The sequence below is a fragment of the Paludibacterium paludis genome (assembly GCF_018802605.1).
In the GTDB taxonomy this organism is placed as follows: Bacteria; Pseudomonadota; Gammaproteobacteria; order Burkholderiales; family Chromobacteriaceae; genus Paludibacterium; species Paludibacterium paludis.
Genome location: NZ_CP069161.1, coordinates 931,390 through 952,652, shown reverse-complemented (window position 1 = coordinate 952,652; position 21,263 = coordinate 931,390). Strand labels below are relative to the sequence as shown.

Sequence of the window (21,263 nt, the reverse complement as noted above, 5' to 3'; positions counted from 1 at the left end):
AGCGTTAATTGATCCCTCTTCGGAAGACATCCATGCAAATCGTCAAAGATACTGTCGTCACCATTCATTACGAAATGTTCGACAGCGACAACAACCTCATCGACAAAACGGAAGAGCCGATCAGCTACCTGCACGGTGGCTACGACGGGATCTTCCCGATGGTCGAAGAAGCCCTGCACGGCAAATCGGCCGGAGACAGCATCGATGTCACGATGCAGCCGGACGATGCCTTCGGCGACCGCGAAGAAGAGCTGGTCCGCGTCGAGCCCAAGGACATTTTCCCGGAAGAAGTGGCCGTCGGCATGATGTTCGAAGCCGATGACCCGGAAACCGGCGACATCATCCTGTTCACCGTGACGAATATCGAAGGCGATAAAGTGGTCGTCGACGGCAACCATCCCCTGGCAGGCAAGGCCGTGCGTTTTGCCGCCAAGGTGACCGAAGTTCGCGCGGCCAGTCAGGAGGAAGTCAGCCATGGCCATGCGCACGGCGCCCACGGCCATCACCACTGAGCGCGGCAACTAGCCTGAGCGCCCAAGCGTCACCCTGTCATGGCCGGCCAGGTCCTTCAGGGTGACGACATCCCTGAGTCCCGCCGCCACGAACAGCGCGCGGCATCCCTCCCCCTGATCAAAGCCGTGTTCCACCAGCAACCAGCCATCCGGCGCCAGACGCGCGCGCGCGCCTTGCGCGATCTCGGCCAGACAGCGTAGTCCGTCCGCGCCGTCGGTCAGTGCGAGGCGCGGCTCCCGCGCGACATCGCCTTCCTGCAAATGGTGATCGTCATGTGCGATATAAGGAGGATTCGACACGATGATGTCGAAACATGCGTCGGCCGGCAAGCCGTCATACCAGCTGCCTTCGACAAAATGCACACGAGCCTCCAGCGTGGCCGCATTGCCACGCGCCACGCTAAGAGCAGCGGCGGAGACATCCACCGCCCAAACATCGAGATTGTCCCCCTCCAGGGCCAGCGTGACCGCTATCGCGCCGCTGCCCGTTCCCAGGTCCACCACCCGGCCGCCAGCCTTGGCACGCTCCAGCGCGGCCTCGACCAGAATTTCAGTATCCGGCCGCGGAATCAGGACATCGGGCGTCACCCGGAAATCCCTCCCGAAAAACTCCCGCACGCCAATGAGATAGGCCATCGGTTCTCCGGCCAGGCGGCGGCCGGCAAGTCCGGCAAAACGGACTTCGGCCTCGGGCGGCAAGACCTCCTCGCCATGGCCGACAATATGGGCATGGGTGAGGCCGGGCATGGCATGCATCAAGAGCATGCGCGCCTCGAGACGTGGCAGAGGGTAGCGCCCGAGGGCGCCGTCCAGGGTCAGCATGGGAGTTCCTTGCGGGTCAGGGCAATTCCACCAGCGGCATGCGTCGCTGGATGATGCGGGTCTTGCGGCCAAGCCCGGGTGCATTGCGGTGCTCGTCGTAGTAACGCGGATTGGGCACCATGGCGGCCAGTTTCGCGGCCTGCGACGGTGACAGGCGCGCCGCGCTCGTACGGAAGTAATGACGCGCGGCGGCCTCGGCGCCGAACACGCCGTTGCCCCACTCGATCACGTTAAGGTAAATCTCGAAGATACGGCGCTTTTCCATCATGGTTTCCAGCATGACCGTGATCAGCGCCTCTTCCAGCTTGCGCCACGGAGTCTTGCGGCTGGACAGAAACAGATTCTTGGCCAACTGCTGGCTGATGGTCGAGCCGCCGGCCACGATCTTGCCCTGCTTGAGGTTCTTTTCGAAGGCGGCTTCCATGCCGTCCCAGTCGAAGCCGACATGGTCGACGAAACGGGCATCCTCCGACGCGATCAGCGCGCGCTTGAGATTCGGCGAGATGGATTCGTAAGCCACCCACTTCTGCCGCAATTCGGCCTCGGGGTCGTCCTCCTGCAGACGCGCCAATTGCTCGTTCATGAACGCGCTGGCCGACGGGTTGTGGCTGCGCCAGTAAAGCACATGGGCGAAGATCCACAGGTTATACAGCATAAAGGCGGCCACCAGGACCGCCAGCAAACGGGAGATGAGACGCATCATTCAGGACAACAGATCGCGTAGCATGTGGGTCACCTTGCGGGTATCGGGCTTTTTGCCGCGCCAGATGAAGTAGGATTCGGCCGCCTGCTCGACCAGCATCCCCAACCCATCGGCCAGCATTCCCGCGTTCTCGGACTGCGCCCGGCGCAGGAACGGCGTCAGCCCCTTGCTGTACACCATGTCGTAAGCCAGCGTGCGGGCATTGAACAGCCCTTCCGGGATCGGCGGCAACTCGTTGTTCAGGCTTGTGGAAGTGGCATTGATGACGATGTCGAACCCTTGCCCGGCCAGTTCGCCATAACCGACCGCTCGGCATTCGCCCCATGGCGCGAAGTGATGCGCCAGCGCCTCGGCCTTGATCAGCGTGCGGTTGGCGATGGTCAGCGCGGCGGGCTTTTCAGCGAGCAGTGGCTCGAGAACCCCGCGAACCGCGCCACCGGCGCCAAGGATCAACACTTTCTTGCCGGCGATGGACACGTCCATATTGTCGACGATGTCCCGCACCAGACCGATGCCGTCGGTATTGTCGCCGTATACCTTGCCGTCCCGGAAAGTCAGCGTGTTGACCGCCTCGGCCGCGCTCGCCCGTTCGGTAAGTTCGTCCGACATCCGGAACGCCTCGCTTTTGAAGGGCAGGGTCACATTCAGGCCCGAGCCCCCCGTCTTGACGAAAGCCCCGACCACATCGCGAAAACGGTCAAGCTCGGCAAACAGCTTCTCGTAGCGGATGTCGTCCCCGCCGGCGCGGGCAAATTCGGCATGGATCATCGGCGACTGGCTATGGGCAACGGGATTGCCGATAACGGCGTAACGGTCAGTCATGTTCAGCTTTCAGGTTCCGGCAGGCACAGAACCGGTTCATGCCGGTCCCGCCGCGAGTTTAGAGTCAGGCAACACTTTGCCGCGAACCGCCGGAAACTTCAATAGCCGCCATCAAGGCTGCACCCACGGCAATCCGCGCGCTTTCCAGCCGTCAACCGTGCCCCGGTGCTGTTCGCCGTCAGGGCGGCCTTCAAAGCCTTCCTGAATATTGAAAGCCGCGGTGAACCCCAGCGCGGACGCCCGGGATGCGGCCTCGTCCGAACGGCCGCCGGTACGGCACAAGAACATGACAACCGCTTCCTTGTCCACCTGATGGGTGAGCTGCGCGTCGAAATTGGGATTGGGCTGCATGCCGGGCCAGGTTTTCAGTTCGATGCGCACCGCATCGGGCACCACGCCGACAAACTGCCATTCCGCAGCACTGCGCACATCCACGATCCTGGCCGACTCCATATGGCCGGCCAGAAAGCAGGCTTCCTGCGGGGTCAGCACACCGGCGTAGGCCACGCCCTCCTGCAGGCCCCGTTCATGGGCGCGTTTGAGAATCTCGTTGACATGACTCATGGTACGCTCCACGCGAATGCAGATTCGCTTTTGTTGTTTGATACCTACATCATGCCACATATAAAAATACCATGCAGAACCAGTCGGAACAGGCTTACCGCACAATAGCACCATTATGGTGCACATCATTTTGGCTCGCACCAACGCGGTTCACGCGAGGACGGGTGACGCTGCACATCGCCTTGTGACACAATGACTTCAGGCAGCGCGCGATTATGGCACGATTCCTGCTTAAGCCCGGGGTAGTGCAAGTTACGGCATTTCCTCATCGATGCACTTAGCCTTAAATTTTAGGAGAACACTATGGCGGTTGCAGACGTACTGAAACTGATCAAGGACAACGACGTAAAATTCGTTGACCTGCGCTTCACGGATACCCGAGGCAAGGAACAGCACGTGTCCATTCCCGCACGCATCGTCCTGGAGGACGGCGAAGAATGGTTCGAACACGGCCACGCCTTCGATGGCTCCTCCATCGCGGGCTGGAAGGGCATTCAGGCGTCCGACATGCTCCTGATGCCGGATCCGGCATCCGCCAAGATCGATCCGTTCTTTGATGAACCGACCGTATTCATGACCTGCGACGTGATCGACCCGGCCGACGGCAAGGGCTACGATCGCTGTCCGCGCTCCATCGCCAAGCGCGCCGAAGCCTACCTCAAAGCCAGCGGAATCGGCGACACCGCCTACTTCGGCCCGGAACCCGAGTTCTTCATTTTCGATTCGGTCACCTGGGGCGCCGACATGTCCGGCTGCTTCGTGAAGATCAAGGCCGAAGAAGCGGCCTGGGCTTCCGCGGAAGAATTCGAAGGCGGCAACATGGGCCACCGTCCGGGGGTCAAGGGCGGCTACTTCCCGGTTCCCCCGGTCGACTCCTCCCAGGATCTGCGCTCGGCCATGGTACTGCTTCTCGAAGAACTGGGCGTGCCGGTCGAAGTGCACCACCACGAAGTGGCGACCGCCGGCCAGAACGAAATCGGTACCCGTTTTAGCACACTGACTCAGCGCGGCGACTGGACCCAGATCCTCAAGTATGTGGTGCACAACGTCGCCCACAGCTATGGCAAGACGGCGACCTTCATGCCCAAGCCCATCGTGGGCGACAACGGTTCCGGCATGCACGTTCACCAGTCCATCTGGAAAGACGGGCAGAACCTGTTCGCCGGCGACGGTTATGCCGGCCTGTCCGAGACCGCGCTGTACTACATCGGCGGCATCATCAAGCATGCCAAGGCGCTCAACGCCATCACCAACCCGGGCACCAACTCCTACAAACGCCTGGTTCCCCACTACGAAGCACCGGTGAAGCTCGCCTACTCGGCCAAGAACCGCTCAGCCTCGATCCGCATTCCGCACGTGGCGAGCCCGAAAGCGCGCCGCATCGAAGCGCGCTTCCCGGATCCGCTGGCCAACCCGTACCTGGCGTTCGCCGCGCTGCTGATGGCCGGTCTGGACGGTATCCAGAACAAGATTCACCCGGGCGATCCGGCCGACAAGAATCTGTACGACCTGCCGCCGGAAGAGGACAAGCTGATCCCGACCGTGTGCGCCTCGCTGGACGAAGCCTTGGATGCGCTGGACAAGGATCGCGAATTCCTGACCCGCGGCGGTGTGTTCACCAACGAGTGGATCGATGCGTTCATCGAACTGAAGATGCAGGAAGTGAACCTGACCCGCATGACGACCCACCCGGTCGAATTCTCGATGTACTACAGCCTCTGATCCGTTCAGACGGCAGGTTAAACCCGCAACGGCCCCGCGCCTTGCGGGTTTTTTCTTGCGGTGCCGTTACTTTTTTCTTATTTTCTCGAGTCCCCCGGCCAATGGCCGTGACGAGCCGCGCCGGTTTGCACTAAGATGGGGGCGTCCCACGACTTGACCCGATGCTTCGCCCGATCATGCTCCCTGTCCGGTTTACGCTCGCCTTGCTGTGCCTTGGACTGTCGCTGCCAGCCGGTGCCGCGGTTTACAAGTATGTCGACATCCATGGAACGGTGACTTACACCAACATTCCAGTGCGGGGTGCCCAGCCCGTCAAGCTGCCACCCCTGTCGGGGTTTTCTTCGCCGCGCAAGGCCGCGCCCTCCTCTTCCGGTTCAGCCGCGCCCGGCGCCTACCCGGAAGTCGACAAGTCCACTCAAATGCAACGGGACGAGGGCCGCAAAAAGCTCCTGGCGCAAGAACTGACCAATGAGCAGGCCGCTCTTGACGAAGCGCGGCGGGCGCTCGAGACCGCGCGCAAGGGAGACGACGCGCGTTCGCCCTCGGGCCAGGACAAGCTGCGGCGCCTGACCGATGCGGTCACCGAACGGGAAAAGAATATCGCCGCCCTGCGTACCGAAATCTCCCGCGCGGACAAGACTGCACCAAAATAGTGCATCATGATCGCCCTGTGGCGGGCTGAGCGGCCGATGAAACTGGCCCGCTTCTTGCTACGTGATGTAGGCCACTCTACGACGGGTTATTGCAACGCATGACCACCTCTTCATTCGCAGGCCTGGAGCTGCTCGACACCCCGGTCCTGATCCTGGACCCCGCGGGCACGCCGTGTTTTGCCAATCCCGCCAGCGAGAATCTGCTTGCGCTCGGCAAGCGCGAACTGCTGCGCCACCGGTTCATCGATCTGTTCCAGCCGCATCCGGCGCTCGCGCAAGCCTTCCTGACCGTGGAACGCTTCAATACGAGTTTTCTTGAGCACGACATCGAACTCGTTCCCAAGCACAGCGATCAGCCATTGCACATCGCGTTGTCCATCACGCCCGTGGAGCACGACTCGGCTCACTGGCTGCTGGTCGAGCTCAGGCCGCTGGATCAGCAGTTGCGCATCGCCAACGAAGAGCGCCTGCTGCTGCAGCAACAGGCCAATCGCGAACTGATCCGCAACCTCGCGCACGAGATCAAGAATCCGCTGGGCGGCATACGCGGCGCGGCCCAGCTGCTCGAACACGAACTGTCGGACCGTCCCGATCTGAAGGAATACACCGGCGTGATCCGCGAAGAGTCGATCCGCCTGCAATCGCTGGTCGACCGGCTTCTCGCCCCGCACCGGCATCAGGTCGCAACGCAGATCAACATCCACGAAGTGCTGGAGCGGGTACGCAGCATCGTACTGGCGGAGCATCGGGAAGGACTGAGCGTGCAACGCGATTACGATGTCAGCCTGCCGCCGCTGACGGCCGACAAGGAACAACTGATCCAGATCGTGCTCAACATCGTCAAGAATGCCGTGGAGGCGATGAAAGGCCGCGGCGCGCTGATCCTGCGCACGCGCGTGGCGCGCCAGGTCACCCTGGCGCGCCGGCGCCACCCCCTGGCGCTGAAACTGCAAATCATCGATGACGGACCGGGTGTTCCGGAAGAACTGCGCGATCATGTTTTCCACCCGCTGGTGACAGGACGCGCCGACGGGACGGGCCTGGGCCTGACCCTGGCCCAGTCGTTCGTCCACCAGCATGGCGGCAGCATCGAGTTCGAGTCGCGCCCCGGCTACACCTGTTTTACCGTCATGCTTCCCCTGGCTCCACTCAATGAACCCCGCAACGAGGCAACCCGCTCATGACTTCTCCGGTATGGATCATCGACGACGACAAGGCCATCCGCTGGGTGCTGGAAAAAACCCTGTCGCGCAGCGGCATCGGCTACACCAGTTTCGCCAGCGCGGACGACGCGCTCAACGCGCTGCAGGATACGGTGCCGAAAGTCATCATCAGCGACATCCGCATGCCGGGCACCGACGGCCTGAAATTCCTCTCCCGCGTCAAGGCCGAGCATCCGCAATTGCCGGTCATCATCATGACCGCGCATTCGGATCTGGATTCGGCCGTCGCGGCCTTTCAGGGGGGCGCGTTCGAATATCTGCCCAAACCGTTCGACGTGGATCAGGCCGTCGTACTCATCGAACGGGCGCTGGCGGAGAGCGGTCCGGCCATGCCGGAGAACGATGACGATGCCGGGATCCCGTCCCTGCTTGGGCAGGCGCCGGCCATGCAGGACGTGTTCCGCGCTATCGGACGCCTGTCGCAATCGCATGTGACCGTCCTCATCACCGGAGAGTCCGGTACCGGCAAGGAGCGCGTGGCCGAAGCGCTGCACCGTCACTCCGTGCGGGCCAACCGGCCGTTCATCGCGCTCAACACCGCCGCTATCCCCAAGGACCTGCTGGAATCCGAACTGTTCGGGCACGAAAAAGGCGCCTTCACCGGCGCCCTCTCGACTCGACGCGGCCGCTTCGAAGAGGCGGAGGGCGGCACATTGTTCCTCGACGAAATCGGCGACATGCCCACCGAACTGCAGACCCGCCTGCTGCGCGTGCTGTCGGACGGCCATTTCTACCGGGTCGGCGGTCACACGCCGATCAGGGCCAATGTGCGCGTCATCGCGGCGACGCACCAGCACCTGGAAGAGCGGGTGCGCGACGGGCTGTTCAGAGAAGACTTGTTCCACCGCCTGAATGTGATCCGGCTGCGCCTGCCGGCGCTGCGCGAACGGCGCGAGGACATCCCGCTGCTGACCCGGCATTTTCTGGCGAAAAGCGCCGCGAGCCTCGGCATCGACCCCAAGCGGCTGAGCGAGGCGGCCATGGAGCGGCTGACGCTCTATCCGTTTCCCGGCAACGTCCGGCAACTGGAAAACCTCTGCCACTGGATGACGGTGATGGCGCCGGGGCAGACGGTGGAACTCACCGACCTTCCGCCGGAAGTGCGGGAAGGCCAGACCGACCTTCTGTCACCGGATGCGCCGCCGGCCTGGACGGAGGATCTCGCCGCCGAAGTCGCGCGCCGCCTCAAGGCCGGCGAGACCGGCATCATCGACGACCTGACCCGGCGCTTCGAGGAAACCTGCATCCGCGCGGGTCTCGCGCACACCGGTGGGCGCAAAGTGGAAGCGGCGCAGTTGCTCGGCTGGGGCCGCAACACGCTGACGCGCAAGATCCAGGAACTGCGGCTGGAGACGGATGCGAAGGAAGACTGAGGGAACGGCGCCCGCCGGGCCGGGACGCCGGTTGCGGACGCCCCGCCGACACGGCGTTGGCGAAACCGTCAATCGAGCATCGACGGGGTCAGCATCGCCTTGAGGCGCACCTGTTCGATGTCATGGCGCACGCGGTGGGACAGCCACCAAATAGCGCCCTTTTTCACACTCCACAGATCGGTCTGTCCGGACATCAGCCGCGATGCCAGAAAACCGATCCATGGCTGGTGGCCGACCACGACCACCGTCTTGCCCGACGCCGGCCACTCGATGGCGTTGAGCACTTCATCGACCGAGGCATCGGGATTCAGGCTCGGCATGACATGAAAACTCTTGCTGAGGAACGCCGCGGTCTGACAGGAGCGCTTCGCCTCGGAGGCCAGCAGCACATAATCGCGCGGCAGGCGCACCCTCAGCCAGGAGGCCATTTTGCTGGCCTGCTGCTGGCCGCGCCGGGTCAGCGCCCTGGCCATGTCGTCCGATCCGTCCTCCGCTTCGGCATGACGCCACAAGATCAGATCCATTCTGTTGTTCCCCATGTTTTATTTGATGTTAAGTGTCGTAGCCGGTTCTATCCGCGCCCGATCCAGCCCAGCAGGAACGGGATCACGATCGCGGTGAAAAGCCCGTTCAATCCCATGGCGAGGCCGGCGAACGCCCCCGCGGTCTCGGACATCAGCACCACGCGCGCGGTTCCGATGCCGTGGGCGGCGATGCCAGTGGCGAAGCCCGCCACCCGGTCGTCCCGCGTGCCGGCAAGCCGCATCAGCGGCTTGACCGCCACGGCGCCGAGCACGCCCGTCACGATGACAAAAGCCGTGCTCAAATCGGGAATGCCGCCGATCCGCTCGGCGATGCCCATGGCGATCGGCGTGGTGACCGAGCGCGGCATCAGGGAGAGCACCAGGGTTTTCGGCAATCCGAAGTATTGCGCCAGCAAGGCGCCGGACACGATTCCCGTCAGGCCGCCCGCGACCAGTGTCACGCTCAGGGCCAGCGCCGCGCGCTTGAGCTTGGCGAAGGCATTGTACAACGGAACCGCGAGGGCGACCGTGGCCGGTCCGAGCAGCATCTGCAACATGCCCGCGCCATGCCGGTAATCCTCCCAGCCGATATCGAATGCCAGCATCGCGGCGATCACCAGCAAGGCCCCCACCAGCACGGTATTGCTCAAGGGATGCCCATGAAACCGCCGGTTCACCGCGATGGCGATCCGGTAGGCGAGCAAGGTCAGGAACACGCCCAGGAGCGGCGAATGCCGCAGCGCGTCGACTACCGCGTCACTGTCCATGCGCGCCTCCCTTGCCGAGCATCGCCTTGAGCACCAGCGCGGACACCAGCCAGGTGGCGACGACCGATACCACGAGCGTTATGAGCAGAGGCCATCCCGCTCTGGCCAGATCGTCTTTCCAGTGCAGCACCGCCGCGCCGGCGGGGATGAACAGCAAGGACATGTGGGCAAGAAAGGGAGGCACGTTTTCCCGAAGCGCGTCGGGGATGTCTTTTTTCACGACCAGCACGATGAACAGCAACAGCATGCCGATGACCGCGCCGGGCACCGGCAACCCGAAAAACCGCGCGAGCGCTTCGCCCAGCAGCTGAAAACCGATCAGCCAGATGGCCGATTCCAGCAATGTCAGACTCACAGCCTCCCCCTTCCTACGCGAAATTGACCGGCGACAGCACCCGCCGCGTTTGGCATAATGCGCGCCATGGTTACTGAAAGTCTGTGGCGCCCGGACCCCCTTCCCGTGCCGCCCCGCCTGTCCGGTTTTCTCACGGAAACGGGCTCGCTGACCGCCCGACTGTTGGCAACCGGCGAACCGTTCGCCGTGAACCTGCTGCCCCGGGAAAACGACCTGGCGCTACCCGATGAACTCGAGCTGTTCGGACTGTCGACGCCCACCGCGCTGAATGTCCGTCACGTGGCCCTGACCCTCGCCGGCGTTCCGGTCGTGGTCGCGCGCAGCCTGTCGCGGCCGGCCTGCCCGGTCTGGTCGCCGATCCTCGATCGCGGACGCCGCTCGCTGGGGCTGACGCTGTTCTCCGGGGATATGCCCGTCGTGCGCGAACCCTTGCGCTACCGGCGCCTCGAAGAGGATCATTGGCTGTTCGGACTGGCCAGGCGCCACGACGAAGCCTCCGCGGGGCATTATCCGGCCCGGCGCTCCCGTTTTCTGCTCGACGGCGAAATCCTCACCGTCTGCGAAGTGTTTCTCCCGGCTCTGGAGAGGTTTGCCCGATGAACGCATTGATCAAGGACCGCTTTACCGTTTACTGCCAGCTGATGCGCATCGACAAGCCCATCGGCACGCTGCTGCTGTTGTGGCCGACCCTGTGGGCGCTGTGGATCGCGGCGGACGGACTCCCTCCCTTGTCCATTCTGGCGATCTTCGTGGCCGGCACCTTCCTGATGCGTTCGGCCGGCTGCGTCATCAACGATTATGCCGACCGCGAGTTCGATGGCCTTGTCGAACGCACCAGCCAGCGCCCCTTCGCCCGCAAGGCCGTCAGCACGCGCGAAGCGCTGACGCTGACGGTCGTGCTGTGCCTCGCCTCCTTGCTGCTCATTCTGCCGCTCAATCTGTTGACGCTGGAACTGAGCGTCGGCGCGGCCTTCCTCGCGGTCAGCTATCCGTTCACCAAACGCTTCTTTCCCCTGCCTCAGGCCTACCTCGGCATCGCCTTCTCGTTCGGTATCCCGATGGCTTTCGCAGCTGTCCGCGATACCGTGCCGCCCGTCGGCTGGCTAATGATGCTCGCCACCTGGGCGTGGATCTTCGCATACGACACGGCCTACGCCATGGCCGACAAGCCCGATGACCTGCGCATCGGCATCCATACCTCGGCCGTCACGCTGGGCCATCACGATGTGGCGGGCATCATGGTTTGCCAGGCCGTGTTCCTCGCGCTCTTGGCCGTCGTCGGCCGGATCGCCGGACTTGGCCTCGTCTGGTACGCGGCCATCGCCGTCAGCGCCATCCTGATCGGGCGCCAGTATCTGCAACTGCGCACCCGCGACCGGGGGCTGTGCTTCAAGGTGTTCCTCGACAACAACCAGGTCGGCGCCGCGCTGTTCGCCGGACTCGCCCTGCACTACCTCATCGCGTCCTGACACCACGCGTCATCAGCGGACGGTCAGCGGGACCTGGACATCCCGGCCGTCGATGGTCAGTGTCATGATCCAGTCGCGCCCGCCGGAAACGCAGGCGGGCAGCGTCACGCGCGCGCTCCAGTCCGCGCCTTGCCGAACGAAGCGGTAACGGTTGAACCCCATATCCATGTCGCGCATGGCGAAACTCGCCGCGGGAGCCTCCTTGCCAGTGCCCGACACCGTCACGACAAAGGGCGTATCGCGGGCGGGCGCGGTGGCGAAGGCCACCGTGCCACCATCCGGCAGCGCGCAAGCCGCCTTCGCCGGCGAACAGACCAATATCGCCGGAACCGTCGGCGACGCGCTCTCGTCACGATGGTCGAGATACCATTTGATCAGAATCAGTTTGGTCGACGCGAAAACCAGCAGGGCCAGGCCGATGAACGCCCATTGGCGTTTGTTGAGCTTTTTCATTGGGTAAAGGCGTTTCTCATCAGGGCGACGCCGTGCGCGCCACACCCGCGCGCGGCCGTCAAGTCGTCGGCGCTCAGGCCGCCAAGCCCGAACACCGGCATCGGCCAGCCTTCCGCCAGCAACCGGGCAAGCCCGTCCCACCCCAGCGGGGGCTGATCGGGGTGGCTGGCGGTCGGCAGCACATGGCCCAGGAGTACGTAATCGAGTTCCAGGCGCGCGGCCGCGTCCAGTTCGGCCCGGTTATGCACCGATGCCCCCACCAGGGGCAGATCGGGACGGGCGTCCAGCGCCAGCAGCCGGGCGGCGGTCAGATGCACGCCGCTCATGCCGAGGCGCGCGGCCTCTTCGGGGGTTCCGTTGAGCACCGCCCGACCGCCCCTGGCCGCGACCCGCCCGAGCACCTGAGTGGCAAATTGCGCGCGCTCCGCATCGGGCATGCCTGGTTCGCGCACCACCACCAGCCCCGGATCCGGCAAGCGATCGAGCCCATCCAGCACGGTCCCTGCGCCGACGGTACCGGCGCAGGTCACACGGCAGATCTCCGGCAGCGACAAGGCGTCGAGCAAAGGACCGTTGGCCGGCAGCACCGGTTCGACCGAAACCTCCCCGGAGCGCTGCCAGGCGAACCCCTGCCCTTCACGGGCACGAACCTCCCCCTCCCAGGCGCGCACCCGGAAAAACCGCAGCCGCACCGACGCATGATCATAATGGTGAACGCGGGTGAGCCACGGTTCGGCTTGGAGAACCCGGATGCCGAGTTCTTCGTCCAGTTCGCGCGCCAGCGCGTCCAGCGGCGCTTCGCCGCTCTCCACCTTGCCGCCGGGGAACTCCCACCAGCCCGCCCAGGGCTTTCCCTCCGGACGGCTGGCGAGCATGAAACGGCCGTCGGGCGCGATCAGCACGCCCGCGACCACGTCGATCAGTGTTTTTTCAGTCATGGAAATGAAGCGATGCCTTGCGTTGCTTCGGGGTTTTTCCCGCCCAGTCGCAGGCGAACTGCCAGGCGACCCGGCCGGAGCGGCCCCCGCGAGTCTGGGACCACAACAGCGCGGCCCGTCTCGCCGAATCGTCGAAATCCAGTCCGAACGCATCGAGCCAGCTGGCGGCGGCGGCAAGATACGCGTCCTGGTCAAAGGGATAGAAAGACAGCCACAACCCGAAACGGTCCGACAGCGAGACCTTGCTTTCCACCGCCTCGGACGGATGCAGCTCGCCCCCCTCCAGGCGCACTTTGTTGTCCGCATGGTATTCGGGCAGCAGATGACGACGGTTCGACGTCGCGCAAACGAGAAGATTGGCGGCCCGCCGGCGCAGCCCGCCATCGAGGATCACCTTGAGCGCCTTGAACGCGTCGTCCTCCTCGTCGAAGGCCAGATCGTCACAAAACACGATAAAGCGTTCGGGACGGTCCGCCACCCTCGCGGCAATATCCGGCAATGCCCCAAGGTCCGACTTGTCCAGTTCGATCAGGCGCAGCCCCTTGTCCGCGAAAGCCGGCAGCAGGGACTTGACGAGCGACGACTTGCCCGTGCCGCGCGCGCCGCTGAGCAGTACGTGATTGGCGGGCTTTCCCTTGAGAAATTGCCGGGTGTTGTCGAACAGCTGGCGCCGCTGCGCCTCGACGGCGCACAGACGCTCGGCATCGACGACATGCGGCTGATCGATCGCTTCGAGCGTGCCACGCCGCCAGACGAAAGCCGTCGCCGCCCAGTCGATGGCGGCCGGAACGGGCGGCAGCATGGCCTCCAGGCGCGCCATCAGGGACTCGGCGCGCTCGAGAAAGGCCTGAAGACGCGGATCCATGGTTTCAGTCCCTCAGGGAAATGACCGGCCAGCCGTGCGCCAGGGCATGGGCGCGCAGCGTGTCGTCCGGATTCACCGCGACGGGATCGGTCACCTTCGACAACAGGGGAATATCGTTGCGGGAATCGCTGTAAAAGTACGATTTGCCGTAGGAGTCCAGAGTCTCCCCACGCTCGGCGAGCCACGCCATCAGCCGCGTGACCTTGCCTTCCCGGTAGCTGGGCACCCCGCTCGGCCGTCCGGTGAACTTGCCCTCGCCGTCCTCTTCAAGCTCGATGGCGATCAGATTGTCGACGCCCAGCTCGCGCGCGATCGGCGCCGTCACAAATCGGTTGGTGGCGGTGATGATCATCAGCAGGTCGCCCGCGGCCTTGTGCTCGGCGATACGCTCGCGGGCCTTGCGCGGAATCACCGGAAAAATCCGCTCGGCCATGAACTCCCTGTGCAGGCGGTCGAGCGTGGCGCGGTCATAGCGGGCGAGCGGCGCCACCTGGAACGCCAGGTAGGCCTGGATATCCAGTGTGCCGTCCAGGTAGTCCTGGTAGAAGGCGTCGTTCGTCCGATTGTGGTGATCGCCGTCCAGCAGGCCGCGCGAGATCATGAAACGCGTCCACTCGACATCGGAATCGCCGTTGATCAGGGTATGGTCAAGATCGAACAGGGCTAGGTTCATGAGTCGGCTCGGGTGGTTTGCAAAACGTTTTTGACAAGCGGCACGGTGATCGGCCGCCTGAGCGCCAGCGAATAGCGGTCGAGAATGTCGAGCATCTCGATCAGACTGGTCAAATCCCGCCGCCAATGCGTCAGCAGATAGCGGAACACGTCCTCGGGAATCGCCAGTTGCCGCTCGGCGGCGTGGGCATTGAGCGCGGCGAGCTTGTCGTCGTCGGACAGCGCCTTCACTTCGAACACCAGCCCCCATCCCAGACGGGTGCGCAAATCGTCGCGCACAGCGAGCGCCATCGGCGGCTGGCGTCCGGCCATCAGAAGGCGCCCTTCGCCGGATTCCTTGAGCGAGTTGTAAATGGAAAACAGGGCGATCTGATCATCCGGCGCGAGGTCGTCGACATGGTCCACCGCGATAAAGCTCGCTTCGCGGGCGAAATCGGGCAGCGGGCCGTACTGGCCGTCCAGATAGATGGACGCGCGGCCCAGCGTTTCGGCGTGCGCGATCCAGGCCTGCAACAAATGGGTTTTGCCGCTGCCGGGCTCTCCCCACAGATAGATGAAGCGCTCATCGGTATGATGGGTCAGGGCCGTGATGATTTCCCGGTTGCGTTCGGCGACAAAGTTGTCGAACGCAGGCAACGGCGTCGGGGCAAGGTCGAGTACGAGCTGGTCCAAAATCGAGAAAGTCGGTCCGAATGGGTTGTTCTGACAGGATTTTACGCTGAACCGGCAGCGAGGTAAAAGCACAGCGCAACGCAAGCGTGGCCGAACGTCTCCATACGCGCCGAAAACCGGAAAATCCTGTTAAAATACAGACGCTTTCGCCCGCGCGAAAGCTTCACGTAAAACTATCGTAACGAAAGCGAGTTGGCCTTGAACAGCACGTCCCTCAGTTACCGCGATGCCGGCGTCGATATCGACGCGGGCGATGCGCTCGTCGAAAACATCAAGCCTTACGCCAAGCGGACCATGCGTCCGGAGGTGCTGGGCGGCATCGGCGGATTTGGCGCACTGGTGGAGATCTCGAAAAAATACCGCGAACCGGTTCTGGTCTCCGGCACCGACGGCGTGGGCACGAAACTCAAACTCGCCTTCGAATGGAACCGCCACGACACCGTGGGCATCGATCTCGTGGCGATGAGCGTCAACGACATACTGGTTCAGGGCGCCGAACCGCTGTTCTTCCTCGACTACTTCGCCTGCGGCAAGCTGAACGTTCCCCAGGCCACCGACGTGATCCGCGGCATCGCCGCGGGATGCGAGCAGGCAGGTTGCGCGCTGATCGGCGGCGAAACCGCCGAAATGCCGGGCATGTACCCGGAAGGCGAATACGACCTCGCGGGCTTTGCGGTCGGCGTCGCGGAGAAGTCCAGGGTAATCACCGGGCTCGATATCGCCCCCGGCGACGTCGTGCTGGGCCTCAAATCCAATGGCGCGCACTCCAACGGTTACTCGCTGGTCCGCCGCATTATCGAGCTGAAAAAACCCGACCTCGACGCACCCTTCGATGGCGCGACGACCCTGCGTCAGGCTATCATTGCGCCTACGCGCATTTACGTGAAACCGCTGCTCAGACTGATGGAAACCCTGACGGTCAAGGGTATGGCCCACATCACCGGCGGCGGCATCACCGAAAACCTCCCCCGCGTGCTGCCCGAGCGGGTCGCCGCCGACATCGACGCCTCGGCCTGGCCGACGCCGCCGCTGTTCGACTGGCTCAGAACCGCCGGCAATGTCGACGCGCAGGAGATGTACCGCACGTTCAACTGCGGTATCGGCATGATCGTGATCGTCGCCGCGGAGGATGCGCAAGCCGCTCTCGCTCTTCTGGAGGCCGAAGGCGAAACGGCATGGCGCATCGGACGGATCCGCGAACGGGAAGGCAACGAACACCAGACGCGCGTCGCCTGACCTCTCCTTGACAGCCATGCCACACGCCGCCGGCCAAGACTGGCGGCGTTGCCGTTTTTGAAGGATGGAAAAAGCGTGAAAAATGTCGTCATTCTGATCTCCGGCCGCGGCTCCAACATGCAGGCCATCGTCGAAGCAAAACTGCCCGGCGTGAACATCGCCGCCGTCATCGCCAACCGTCCGAATGCAGCGGGATTGGCCTGGGCGGCGGAGCGGGGCATCGCCGTCGCGGTCGTCGACCACAAGGCCTATGGCAGCCGCGAAGCGTTCGACGCCGCCCTGGCGGACTGTATCGATGGCTATTCACCCGACCTGGTGGTGCTGGCCGGCTTCATGCGGATCCTCACGCCAGGCTTCACGTCGCGCTACGAGGGCCGGATGCTCAACATCCACCCGTCGCTGTTGCCGGCCTTTCCCGGACTGCACACTCATGAACGCGCCATCGAATCGGGATGCAAGGTGGCGGGCTGCACGGTGCATTTCGTCACCGCGGAACTCGATCATGGCCCCATCGTAAGCCAGGGCGTGGTGCCCATCGAGGAAGGCGATACCCCGGACCGGCTGGCGACCCGGGTTCTCGCCGTGGAACACCGGCTTTATCCGGCCGCCGTCGGTTGGTTCGCCGAGGGCCGCCTGACGCTGGACGGCCTGCGGGTAAGCCTCGCCGACCCGGCTCCGGCCCCCGCGGCCTTGCTGGTGCCGGCGCCCTGAGCGTTGCGGATGCGCCTTTTGTCATCGCGCCGCCGTATCGCGGCCGCCCTGCTCCTGTCGCTGCTCATTCATCTGGCGGTTGGCATCGGCGACGCCTGGCTCCATCTGACTCCCGCGCCCATGCCGGACACGCCGCTGCGGCCCATGACGGCGCGGCTGGCGAGCCTGTCGCTTGACGAAACAGACAGGCGCAGCGACACGACGGCGAATGCGCCGGGCATGGCCAGTTTACCGCCCGGAGGGAAGGACAAAACCGCGCGCGAGCCGGAAAAAAAACAGCGCGCGAAAGAAAAAAAACGCCCGGCATCCGCGCCCATGAACACCGCTCATGCCCCCGGGCACGACAGCGCTGCCCCCGCCGCCATCGCCCGCGCCGAGACCAGCGCACCGTCTTCCGACGCCAGCGCGCCCGAGGCGGTGGAACTGGACGCGCTGCCCGCCAGATTTCCGGATAGCGCGCGCCTGACCTACGATGCGTACAATGGCGCGTTCATGGCGGGCGTCGCCCAGGTCGACTGGCAACGCACGGGACGGCATTACCGGCTGGAGAGCCGCATCACCATCGCCTTTGTCGGCATCGTGATCCGCTACCTGTCCGAAGGCGACATCACGCGTCAGGGACTCAAGCCGCGCAGTTTCACCGCCTGGCGCAACGATGTGCCGAAGGAAAAAGCCGATTTCGACTGGACCGGCGGTCAATTGACCTATGGTGAAGGAGAGCCACAGCGCGCTCCGCTGCGGCCAGGGGCACAGGACGTGTTCAGCGTAATGTACCAGTTGGCGCTCAAGGGCGCCGGACCGGACGGACAATCGATTCAGGTCACCACCGGCAAGAAGGTCCGTGACCGGCCAGTCGCCCCCAGCGGCGAGGCTGACCTGGAAACCCGGGATGGCCCGATCCGCGCGATCGTGATCCGATCCCAGGATGCGGACAGCCTGACCGAGTTCTGGCTGGCGCCCGACTATGCCAATCAGCCGGTCAGGGTGCGAAGAGTCGACAAGAATTTGAATCTGGACTTGCGCATCAGCCGCATCGAGCTTAACGGCGAGACGGTCTGGAAGCAGTCCCCACCCATACAACGGAAAATCAGTAAATGATTCATGCAGCACAACTGGCCCATATCGAGGCCGTAATCAACCAGATGACGCTTTTCGACAGACCGGCCGACGCCGTGCTGTCGGCGTATTTCAGGGAACATCCGAAACTCGGCGCCCAGGACCGGCACGTCATCGCGGAAACCGCTTTCGCCTGTCTGCGCCGCTATACCTTCGCCACGGCGCTGATCGCCCCGGAGAAACCGACGGCGCGCAAGCTCGCGCTGGCGACGCTGGCCCGTATCCGGCATATCAACCTGAAGGAATTCGGTGACTCCCTCGCCGCCAACGAACGCGAATGGGTCACCGCGCTCAAGGGTAAGGAAGTCGAAGCCTCGCTGGCGCTGGAGGCGGAATTGCCCGAGTGGGTACTCGAGCGCCTTGCGCTGAACCATGACGAAATCGTCGAACTGGGACAGGGCCTGATGCGCCCCGCCCCTCTGGATTTGCGCGTCAATACCCTGAAAATGAAACGCGACGATGCCCTTGCGCGGCTCGTCGCCGACGGCATCGACGCCGAGGCCACTCCTTTCTCGCCCATCGGCATCCGCCTGAAAGGCAAGCCGGCGATCAACCGCCATGCGCTGTTCAAGGACGGCGCTCTTGAGGTTCAGGACGAGGGCAGCCAGTTGCTGGGACTGCTTGTCGGCGCCCGCCGTGGCGAAATGGTGGTAGACTTTTGTGCAGGTGCGGGCGGAAAAACCCTGCTGCTTGGCGCCCAGATGGCCTCGAGCGGCAGGTTGTACGCCTTCGACGTGTCGGAAAAACGCTTGGCCAATCTCAAACCGAGACTGGCGCGTTCGGGTCTGTCCAATGTCCATCCGCAGCTCATCGCCCACGAAAACGACATCAAGGTCAAGCGGCTGGCCGGCAAGGCCGACCGTGTGCTCGTGGACGCGCCCTGCTCGGGACTGGGCACCTTGCGCCGCAATCCGGACCTGAAATTCCGGCAAACCGGGCAGAGCGTCGCCGAACTGAACGAAAAACAGGCCGCCATCCTCGAGTCGGCCAGCCGCCTGGTCAAGACGGGAGGCCGGCTGGTTTATGCGACCTGCAGTCTGCTGCCCCAGGAGAACCGCGACATCGTCGCCGCGTTCCTTGAGCGTCATCCGGACTTCGAATTGACGCCGGCAAACCGCCTGCTCGAGGACATGCGCGTCGCGCTCGATACCGGCGACTGCCTGGAAATGAGCCCGCACCGACACAATACCGACGGCTTCTTCGCGGCAATCATGACTCGCCGCCAAGGTTAGCGGCCGTCGATGCGCGAGGCGCCCTCCCGGCGTCCCGCGCACTTTGCCGACCGCCAGGATTTTAATAAAGAGCTGCGATGCCTTCGACGTCCTTTCTGCAGAATCCCCGCCACTGGGTAAAGCGGCGGCTGCGCTTTTTGCAGCGCTCGATTCTCCTTTGGCGCCGTCGCGTACCCATCTGGTCGGGCGGCATTCTGATCGGGCTGATGGCGGTCGTCCTGGCCAAGGGCAGCCATATTTCCCACGAACTGTTCTATCAGGCCTACAGTCATTCGGTCTGGTGGGCTTTGCTGATCACGCCGGCGGGGCTCGGGCTATCGGTCTGGCTCATGAACCGGTTTTTCGGGGGATCGGCGGGTGGCGGCATCCCCCAGGCCATCGCCATGCTGGAGCCCGGCACACTCTCCTTGCGCGAACGGATCCTGAGCTTCCGAGCCGCCATCGGCAAAATCATCCTGACGACACTGAGTATCGCGTCGGGCGCGAGCTTCGGTTATGAAGGACCGATCGTCCAGATCGGCGCCGCCATCAAGTACAGCCTCGGTCACTCCGCCGCGCGCTACCGCGAAGGCGTGACACGCAGCCTGATTCTCGCCGGCGGCGCCGCCGGCGTGGCCGCGGCGTTCAACGCGCCGCTGGCCGGCATCGTCTTCGCCATCGAGGAAATGGGCAGGGCGTTCGATCAGCGCGCCAGCGGCACCATCCTGCTGTCGGTGATTCTCGCGGGTCTCACGGCGATGAGCATCAACGGCGATTACAACTATTTCGGTATCGCCCTCGTCACGCTGGATCCCGGACAAAGCTGGCTCGCCATACCGGTCTGTGGCGTGGTGGCAGGGCTGATCGGCGCACTGACCGCCCGCCTCCTGCTCGCGCTCACCCGCAAGCTGCCCGAACCGCTCGCGCTCTGGCGCAGCCGCTGTCCCGTCTGCTTCGCCATCGTGTGCGGCATCGTGCTCGCCCTGATCGGCATCGCCAGCGACGGCATCACCTTCGGCACCGGCTACTGGCGCGCGCGCGACATCATCGAAGGCGCGGCGGGCCTGGACAGTTACGGGATCCTCAAGCTGGTCACGGTGATCATCAGTTTCGTGAGCGGCGCGCCGGGCGGCATCTTCTCCCCGTCGCTCGCCGTGGGCGCGGGCATCGGCCTGAATGTCGCGTCCTGGTTTCCGTCCTATCCGCACACCGCGATGATCATGCTCGGCATGGTGGCCTTCTTCTCGGGCATGACCCGCGCACCGCTGACAGGCTTCGTGATCGTCATGGAAATGACCGATTCTTCGAGCATGATATTTCCCCTGATGGTCACGGCACTGATCGCCGCGGGCATCTCGCGCGTCGTCTGCCGCCATTCCCTGTACGAAACCCAGGCGCGCCTGTACCTCAATCAGCAAAAAGCCCGGGAAAGCGCTGGGGAAAATTGACCGGAAAACATGGCGCACGTAGAATAACCTATCGAAACAGTCAAGTATTCAAGATCGAAGGATTTGCCGCAATGGACATTCAGGAAGTCATCCGCAAGACCATCACCGACAACCCTGTCGTGCTGTACATGAAGGGTTCCGCCCAGTTTCCGCAATGCGGTTTCTCCGGCCGCGCCGTGCAGATCATCCAGGCCTGCGGCGTCAAGCGCTTCATGACCGTCGACGTGCTGGCCGACCCCGAGGTCCGCCAGGGCATCAAGGACTTCGCCAACTGGCCGACCATCCCCCAGCTGTATGTCGCCGGCGAATTCATCGGCGGTTCGGACATCATGTACGAGATGTACCAGAACGGCGAACTGCAGGATCTGCTCAAGCCTTACAGCGAAGCCTGAGCGCGGGCGTTTCCGCCACGGCAAGGCCCCTCGTCGAGGG

At 63.8% G+C, this 21,263-nt stretch carries 25 protein-coding genes; 13 read left to right on the top strand and 12 right to left on the bottom strand.

From position 1 onward, the window contains the following. Nucleotides 1-32 precede the first annotated feature (32 nt). Nucleotides 33-512 (top strand): FKBP-type peptidyl-prolyl cis-trans isomerase, encoded by a 480-nt coding sequence (locus JNO50_RS04275; protein WP_189536399.1) that lies wholly within the window; start codon nt 33-35, stop codon nt 510-512. Nucleotides 513-521: 9 nt separating this feature from the next. Here the strand turns inward: JNO50_RS04275 and prmC are convergent, their stop codons facing one another. From prmC to JNO50_RS04255, 4 genes are all read right to left on the bottom strand, one after another. Then, nucleotides 522-1,331, bottom strand: a complete 810-nt coding sequence (gene prmC / locus JNO50_RS04270) for a peptide chain release factor N(5)-glutamine methyltransferase (protein ID WP_373298404.1) — start codon at nt 1,329-1,331, stop codon at nt 522-524. Nucleotides 1,332-1,350: 19 nt separating this feature from the next. Further along, nucleotides 1,351-2,037: a monofunctional biosynthetic peptidoglycan transglycosylase gene (gene mtgA / locus JNO50_RS04265; RefSeq protein ID WP_189536402.1), complete on the bottom strand. Its 687-nt coding sequence runs from the start codon at nt 2,035-2,037 to the stop codon at nt 1,351-1,353. After that, nucleotides 2,038-2,859: a shikimate dehydrogenase gene (gene aroE / locus JNO50_RS04260; protein WP_189536404.1), complete on the bottom strand. Its 822-nt coding sequence runs from the start codon at nt 2,857-2,859 to the stop codon at nt 2,038-2,040. 111 nt (nt 2,860-2,970) lie between these two features. Further along, on the bottom strand, nt 2,971-3,423 hold the full coding sequence (locus JNO50_RS04255; protein WP_189536406.1) for a rhodanese-like domain-containing protein: 453 nt from the start codon (nt 3,421-3,423) through the stop codon (nt 2,971-2,973). Nucleotides 3,424-3,726: 303 nt separating this feature from the next. Here JNO50_RS04255 and glnA point away from each other — a divergent pair, with 303 nt between their 5' ends. The 4 genes from glnA to ntrC all read left to right on the top strand — a co-directional run bounded on the left by glnA (nt 3,727) and on the right by ntrC (nt 8,394). Then, nucleotides 3,727-5,145 (top strand): type I glutamate--ammonia ligase, encoded by a 1,419-nt coding sequence (glnA, locus tag JNO50_RS04250; RefSeq protein ID WP_189536408.1) that lies wholly within the window; start codon nt 3,727-3,729, stop codon nt 5,143-5,145. Nucleotides 5,146-5,306: 161 nt separating this feature from the next. Beyond that, on the top strand, nt 5,307-5,798 hold the full coding sequence (locus JNO50_RS04245; RefSeq protein WP_229804904.1) for a DUF4124 domain-containing protein: 492 nt from the start codon (nt 5,307-5,309) through the stop codon (nt 5,796-5,798). A 98-nt stretch (nt 5,799-5,896) separates the two neighbouring features. Then, entirely contained in the window at nt 5,897-6,982 is a 1,086-nt protein-coding gene (gene glnL, locus JNO50_RS04240) for a nitrogen regulation protein NR(II) (RefSeq protein ID WP_189536410.1), read from the top strand. Further along, nucleotides 6,979-8,394: a nitrogen regulation protein NR(I) gene (gene ntrC / locus JNO50_RS04235; RefSeq protein WP_189536412.1), complete on the top strand. Its 1,416-nt coding sequence runs from the start codon at nt 6,979-6,981 to the stop codon at nt 8,392-8,394. Before glnL ends, ntrC begins: the two co-directional genes overlap by 4 nt. A gap of 68 nt (nt 8,395-8,462) precedes the next feature. On the opposite strand, the gene JNO50_RS04230 is transcribed toward ntrC, so the two are convergent. From JNO50_RS04230 to JNO50_RS04220, 3 genes are read right to left on the bottom strand one after another with little or no spacing between them, the layout of a single operon-like run. Further along, on the bottom strand, nt 8,463-8,918 hold the full coding sequence (locus JNO50_RS04230; RefSeq protein ID WP_189536414.1) for a SixA phosphatase family protein: 456 nt from the start codon (nt 8,916-8,918) through the stop codon (nt 8,463-8,465). Nucleotides 8,919-8,965: 47 nt separating this feature from the next. Continuing rightward, entirely contained in the window at nt 8,966-9,685 is a 720-nt protein-coding gene (locus JNO50_RS04225; RefSeq protein WP_189536416.1) for an LrgB family protein, read from the bottom strand. After that, entirely contained in the window at nt 9,675-10,040 is a 366-nt protein-coding gene (locus JNO50_RS04220; protein ID WP_229804906.1) for a CidA/LrgA family protein, read from the bottom strand. The genes JNO50_RS04225 and JNO50_RS04220 overlap by 11 nt, the downstream gene beginning before the upstream one ends. Nucleotides 10,041-10,106: 66 nt before the next feature. On the opposite strand from JNO50_RS04220, the gene JNO50_RS04215 reads away from it, so the two are divergent. Both JNO50_RS04215 and ubiA read left to right on the top strand, forming a co-directional pair. Continuing rightward, nucleotides 10,107-10,640 (top strand): chorismate--pyruvate lyase family protein, encoded by a 534-nt coding sequence (locus tag JNO50_RS04215; protein WP_229804907.1) that lies wholly within the window; start codon nt 10,107-10,109, stop codon nt 10,638-10,640. Next, a complete protein-coding gene (gene ubiA, locus JNO50_RS04210) occupies nt 10,637-11,509 on the top strand; it encodes a 4-hydroxybenzoate octaprenyltransferase (RefSeq protein ID WP_189536420.1) in 873 nt (290 codons plus the stop codon). Before JNO50_RS04215 ends, ubiA begins: the two co-directional genes overlap by 4 nt. A 12-nt stretch (nt 11,510-11,521) precedes the next feature. On the opposite strand, the gene JNO50_RS04205 is transcribed toward ubiA, so the two are convergent. The 5 genes from JNO50_RS04205 to hda are packed head-to-tail and all read right to left on the bottom strand — an operon-like array spanning nt 11,522 to nt 15,109. Next, the gene (locus JNO50_RS04205) at nt 11,522-11,962 is read right to left on the bottom strand and encodes a hypothetical protein (protein ID WP_189536421.1); all 441 of its coding nucleotides are present in this window, start codon (nt 11,960-11,962) and stop codon (nt 11,522-11,524) included. Further along, nucleotides 11,959-12,900, bottom strand: a complete 942-nt coding sequence (locus tag JNO50_RS04200; protein WP_189536422.1) for a Nudix family hydrolase — start codon at nt 12,898-12,900, stop codon at nt 11,959-11,961. Before JNO50_RS04200 ends, JNO50_RS04205 begins: the two co-directional genes overlap by 4 nt. Next, nucleotides 12,893-13,765, bottom strand: coding sequence for an ATP-binding protein (locus JNO50_RS04195; protein ID WP_189536423.1), 873 nt, complete (start codon nt 13,763-13,765; stop codon nt 12,893-12,895). The genes JNO50_RS04200 and JNO50_RS04195 overlap by 8 nt, the downstream gene beginning before the upstream one ends. A 4-nt stretch (nt 13,766-13,769) precedes the next feature. Then, nucleotides 13,770-14,438, bottom strand: a complete 669-nt coding sequence (locus tag JNO50_RS04190) for a histidinol-phosphatase (protein WP_189536424.1) — start codon at nt 14,436-14,438, stop codon at nt 13,770-13,772. Next, nucleotides 14,435-15,109 carry a DnaA regulatory inactivator Hda gene (hda, locus tag JNO50_RS04185; protein WP_189536425.1) on the bottom strand — a complete coding sequence of 225 codons (675 nt, stop codon included), beginning with the start codon at nt 15,107-15,109 and terminating at the stop codon, nt 14,435-14,437. Before hda ends, JNO50_RS04190 begins: the two co-directional genes overlap by 4 nt. Before the next feature lie 198 nt (nt 15,110-15,307). Here hda and purM point away from each other — a divergent pair, with 198 nt between their 5' ends. From purM to grxD, 6 genes are all read left to right on the top strand, one after another. Beyond that, the gene (gene purM, locus JNO50_RS04180) at nt 15,308-16,345 is read left to right on the top strand and encodes a phosphoribosylformylglycinamidine cyclo-ligase (RefSeq protein ID WP_189536426.1); all 1,038 of its coding nucleotides are present in this window, start codon (nt 15,308-15,310) and stop codon (nt 16,343-16,345) included. A 75-nt stretch (nt 16,346-16,420) separates the two neighbouring features. Next, a complete protein-coding gene (gene purN, locus JNO50_RS04175) occupies nt 16,421-17,056 on the top strand; it encodes a phosphoribosylglycinamide formyltransferase (protein WP_189536427.1) in 636 nt (211 codons plus the stop codon). Between the two features lie 9 nt (nt 17,057-17,065). Continuing rightward, on the top strand, nt 17,066-18,154 hold the full coding sequence (locus JNO50_RS04170) for a DUF3108 domain-containing protein (protein ID WP_189536428.1): 1,089 nt from the start codon (nt 17,066-17,068) through the stop codon (nt 18,152-18,154). Next, nucleotides 18,154-19,404: an RsmB/NOP family class I SAM-dependent RNA methyltransferase gene (locus tag JNO50_RS04165; protein ID WP_189536510.1), complete on the top strand. Its 1,251-nt coding sequence runs from the start codon at nt 18,154-18,156 to the stop codon at nt 19,402-19,404. Before JNO50_RS04170 ends, JNO50_RS04165 begins: the two co-directional genes overlap by 1 nt. Nucleotides 19,405-19,481: 77 nt before the next feature. After that, nucleotides 19,482-20,831 (top strand): chloride channel protein, encoded by a 1,350-nt coding sequence (locus JNO50_RS04160; protein WP_189536429.1) that lies wholly within the window; start codon nt 19,482-19,484, stop codon nt 20,829-20,831. A 71-nt stretch (nt 20,832-20,902) separates the two neighbouring features. Then, a complete protein-coding gene (gene grxD / locus JNO50_RS04155; protein ID WP_189536430.1) occupies nt 20,903-21,223 on the top strand; it encodes a Grx4 family monothiol glutaredoxin in 321 nt (106 codons plus the stop codon). The last annotated feature ends 40 nt before the right edge of the window (nt 21,224-21,263 follow it).

Excerpts from the sequence above, each read along its gene's own strand:
- JNO50_RS04275 (WP_189536399.1), top strand. The coding sequence starts at position 33 with ATGCAAATCGTCAAAGATACTGTCGTCACCATTCATTACGAAATGTTC.
- mtgA (WP_189536402.1), bottom strand. The coding sequence starts at position 2,037 with ATGATGCGTCTCATCTCCCGTTTGCTGGCGGTCCTGGTGGCCGCCTTT.
- aroE (WP_189536404.1), bottom strand. The coding sequence starts at position 2,859 with ATGACTGACCGTTACGCCGTTATCGGCAATCCCGTTGCCCATAGCCAG.
- JNO50_RS04255 (WP_189536406.1), bottom strand. The coding sequence starts at position 3,423 with ATGAGTCATGTCAACGAGATTCTCAAACGCGCCCATGAACGGGGCCTG.
- glnA (WP_189536408.1), top strand. The coding sequence starts at position 3,727 with ATGGCGGTTGCAGACGTACTGAAACTGATCAAGGACAACGACGTAAAA.
- JNO50_RS04245 (WP_229804904.1), top strand. The coding sequence starts at position 5,307 with ATGCTTCGCCCGATCATGCTCCCTGTCCGGTTTACGCTCGCCTTGCTG.
- glnL (WP_189536410.1), top strand. The coding sequence starts at position 5,897 with ATGACCACCTCTTCATTCGCAGGCCTGGAGCTGCTCGACACCCCGGTC.
- ntrC (WP_189536412.1), top strand. The coding sequence starts at position 6,979 with ATGACTTCTCCGGTATGGATCATCGACGACGACAAGGCCATCCGCTGG.
- JNO50_RS04230 (WP_189536414.1), bottom strand. The coding sequence starts at position 8,918 with ATGGATCTGATCTTGTGGCGTCATGCCGAAGCGGAGGACGGATCGGAC.
- JNO50_RS04225 (WP_189536416.1), bottom strand. The coding sequence starts at position 9,685 with ATGGACAGTGACGCGGTAGTCGACGCGCTGCGGCATTCGCCGCTCCTG.
- JNO50_RS04215 (WP_229804907.1), top strand. The coding sequence starts at position 10,107 with ATGGTTACTGAAAGTCTGTGGCGCCCGGACCCCCTTCCCGTGCCGCCC.
- ubiA (WP_189536420.1), top strand. The coding sequence starts at position 10,637 with ATGAACGCATTGATCAAGGACCGCTTTACCGTTTACTGCCAGCTGATG.
- JNO50_RS04205 (WP_189536421.1), bottom strand. The coding sequence starts at position 11,962 with ATGAAAAAGCTCAACAAACGCCAATGGGCGTTCATCGGCCTGGCCCTG.
- JNO50_RS04200 (WP_189536422.1), bottom strand. The coding sequence starts at position 12,900 with ATGACTGAAAAAACACTGATCGACGTGGTCGCGGGCGTGCTGATCGCG.
- JNO50_RS04195 (WP_189536423.1), bottom strand. The coding sequence starts at position 13,765 with ATGGATCCGCGTCTTCAGGCCTTTCTCGAGCGCGCCGAGTCCCTGATG.
- JNO50_RS04190 (WP_189536424.1), bottom strand. The coding sequence starts at position 14,438 with ATGAACCTAGCCCTGTTCGATCTTGACCATACCCTGATCAACGGCGAT.
- JNO50_RS04170 (WP_189536428.1), top strand. The coding sequence starts at position 17,066 with ATGCGCCTTTTGTCATCGCGCCGCCGTATCGCGGCCGCCCTGCTCCTG.
- JNO50_RS04160 (WP_189536429.1), top strand. The coding sequence starts at position 19,482 with ATGCCTTCGACGTCCTTTCTGCAGAATCCCCGCCACTGGGTAAAGCGG.
- grxD (WP_189536430.1), top strand. The coding sequence starts at position 20,903 with ATGGACATTCAGGAAGTCATCCGCAAGACCATCACCGACAACCCTGTC.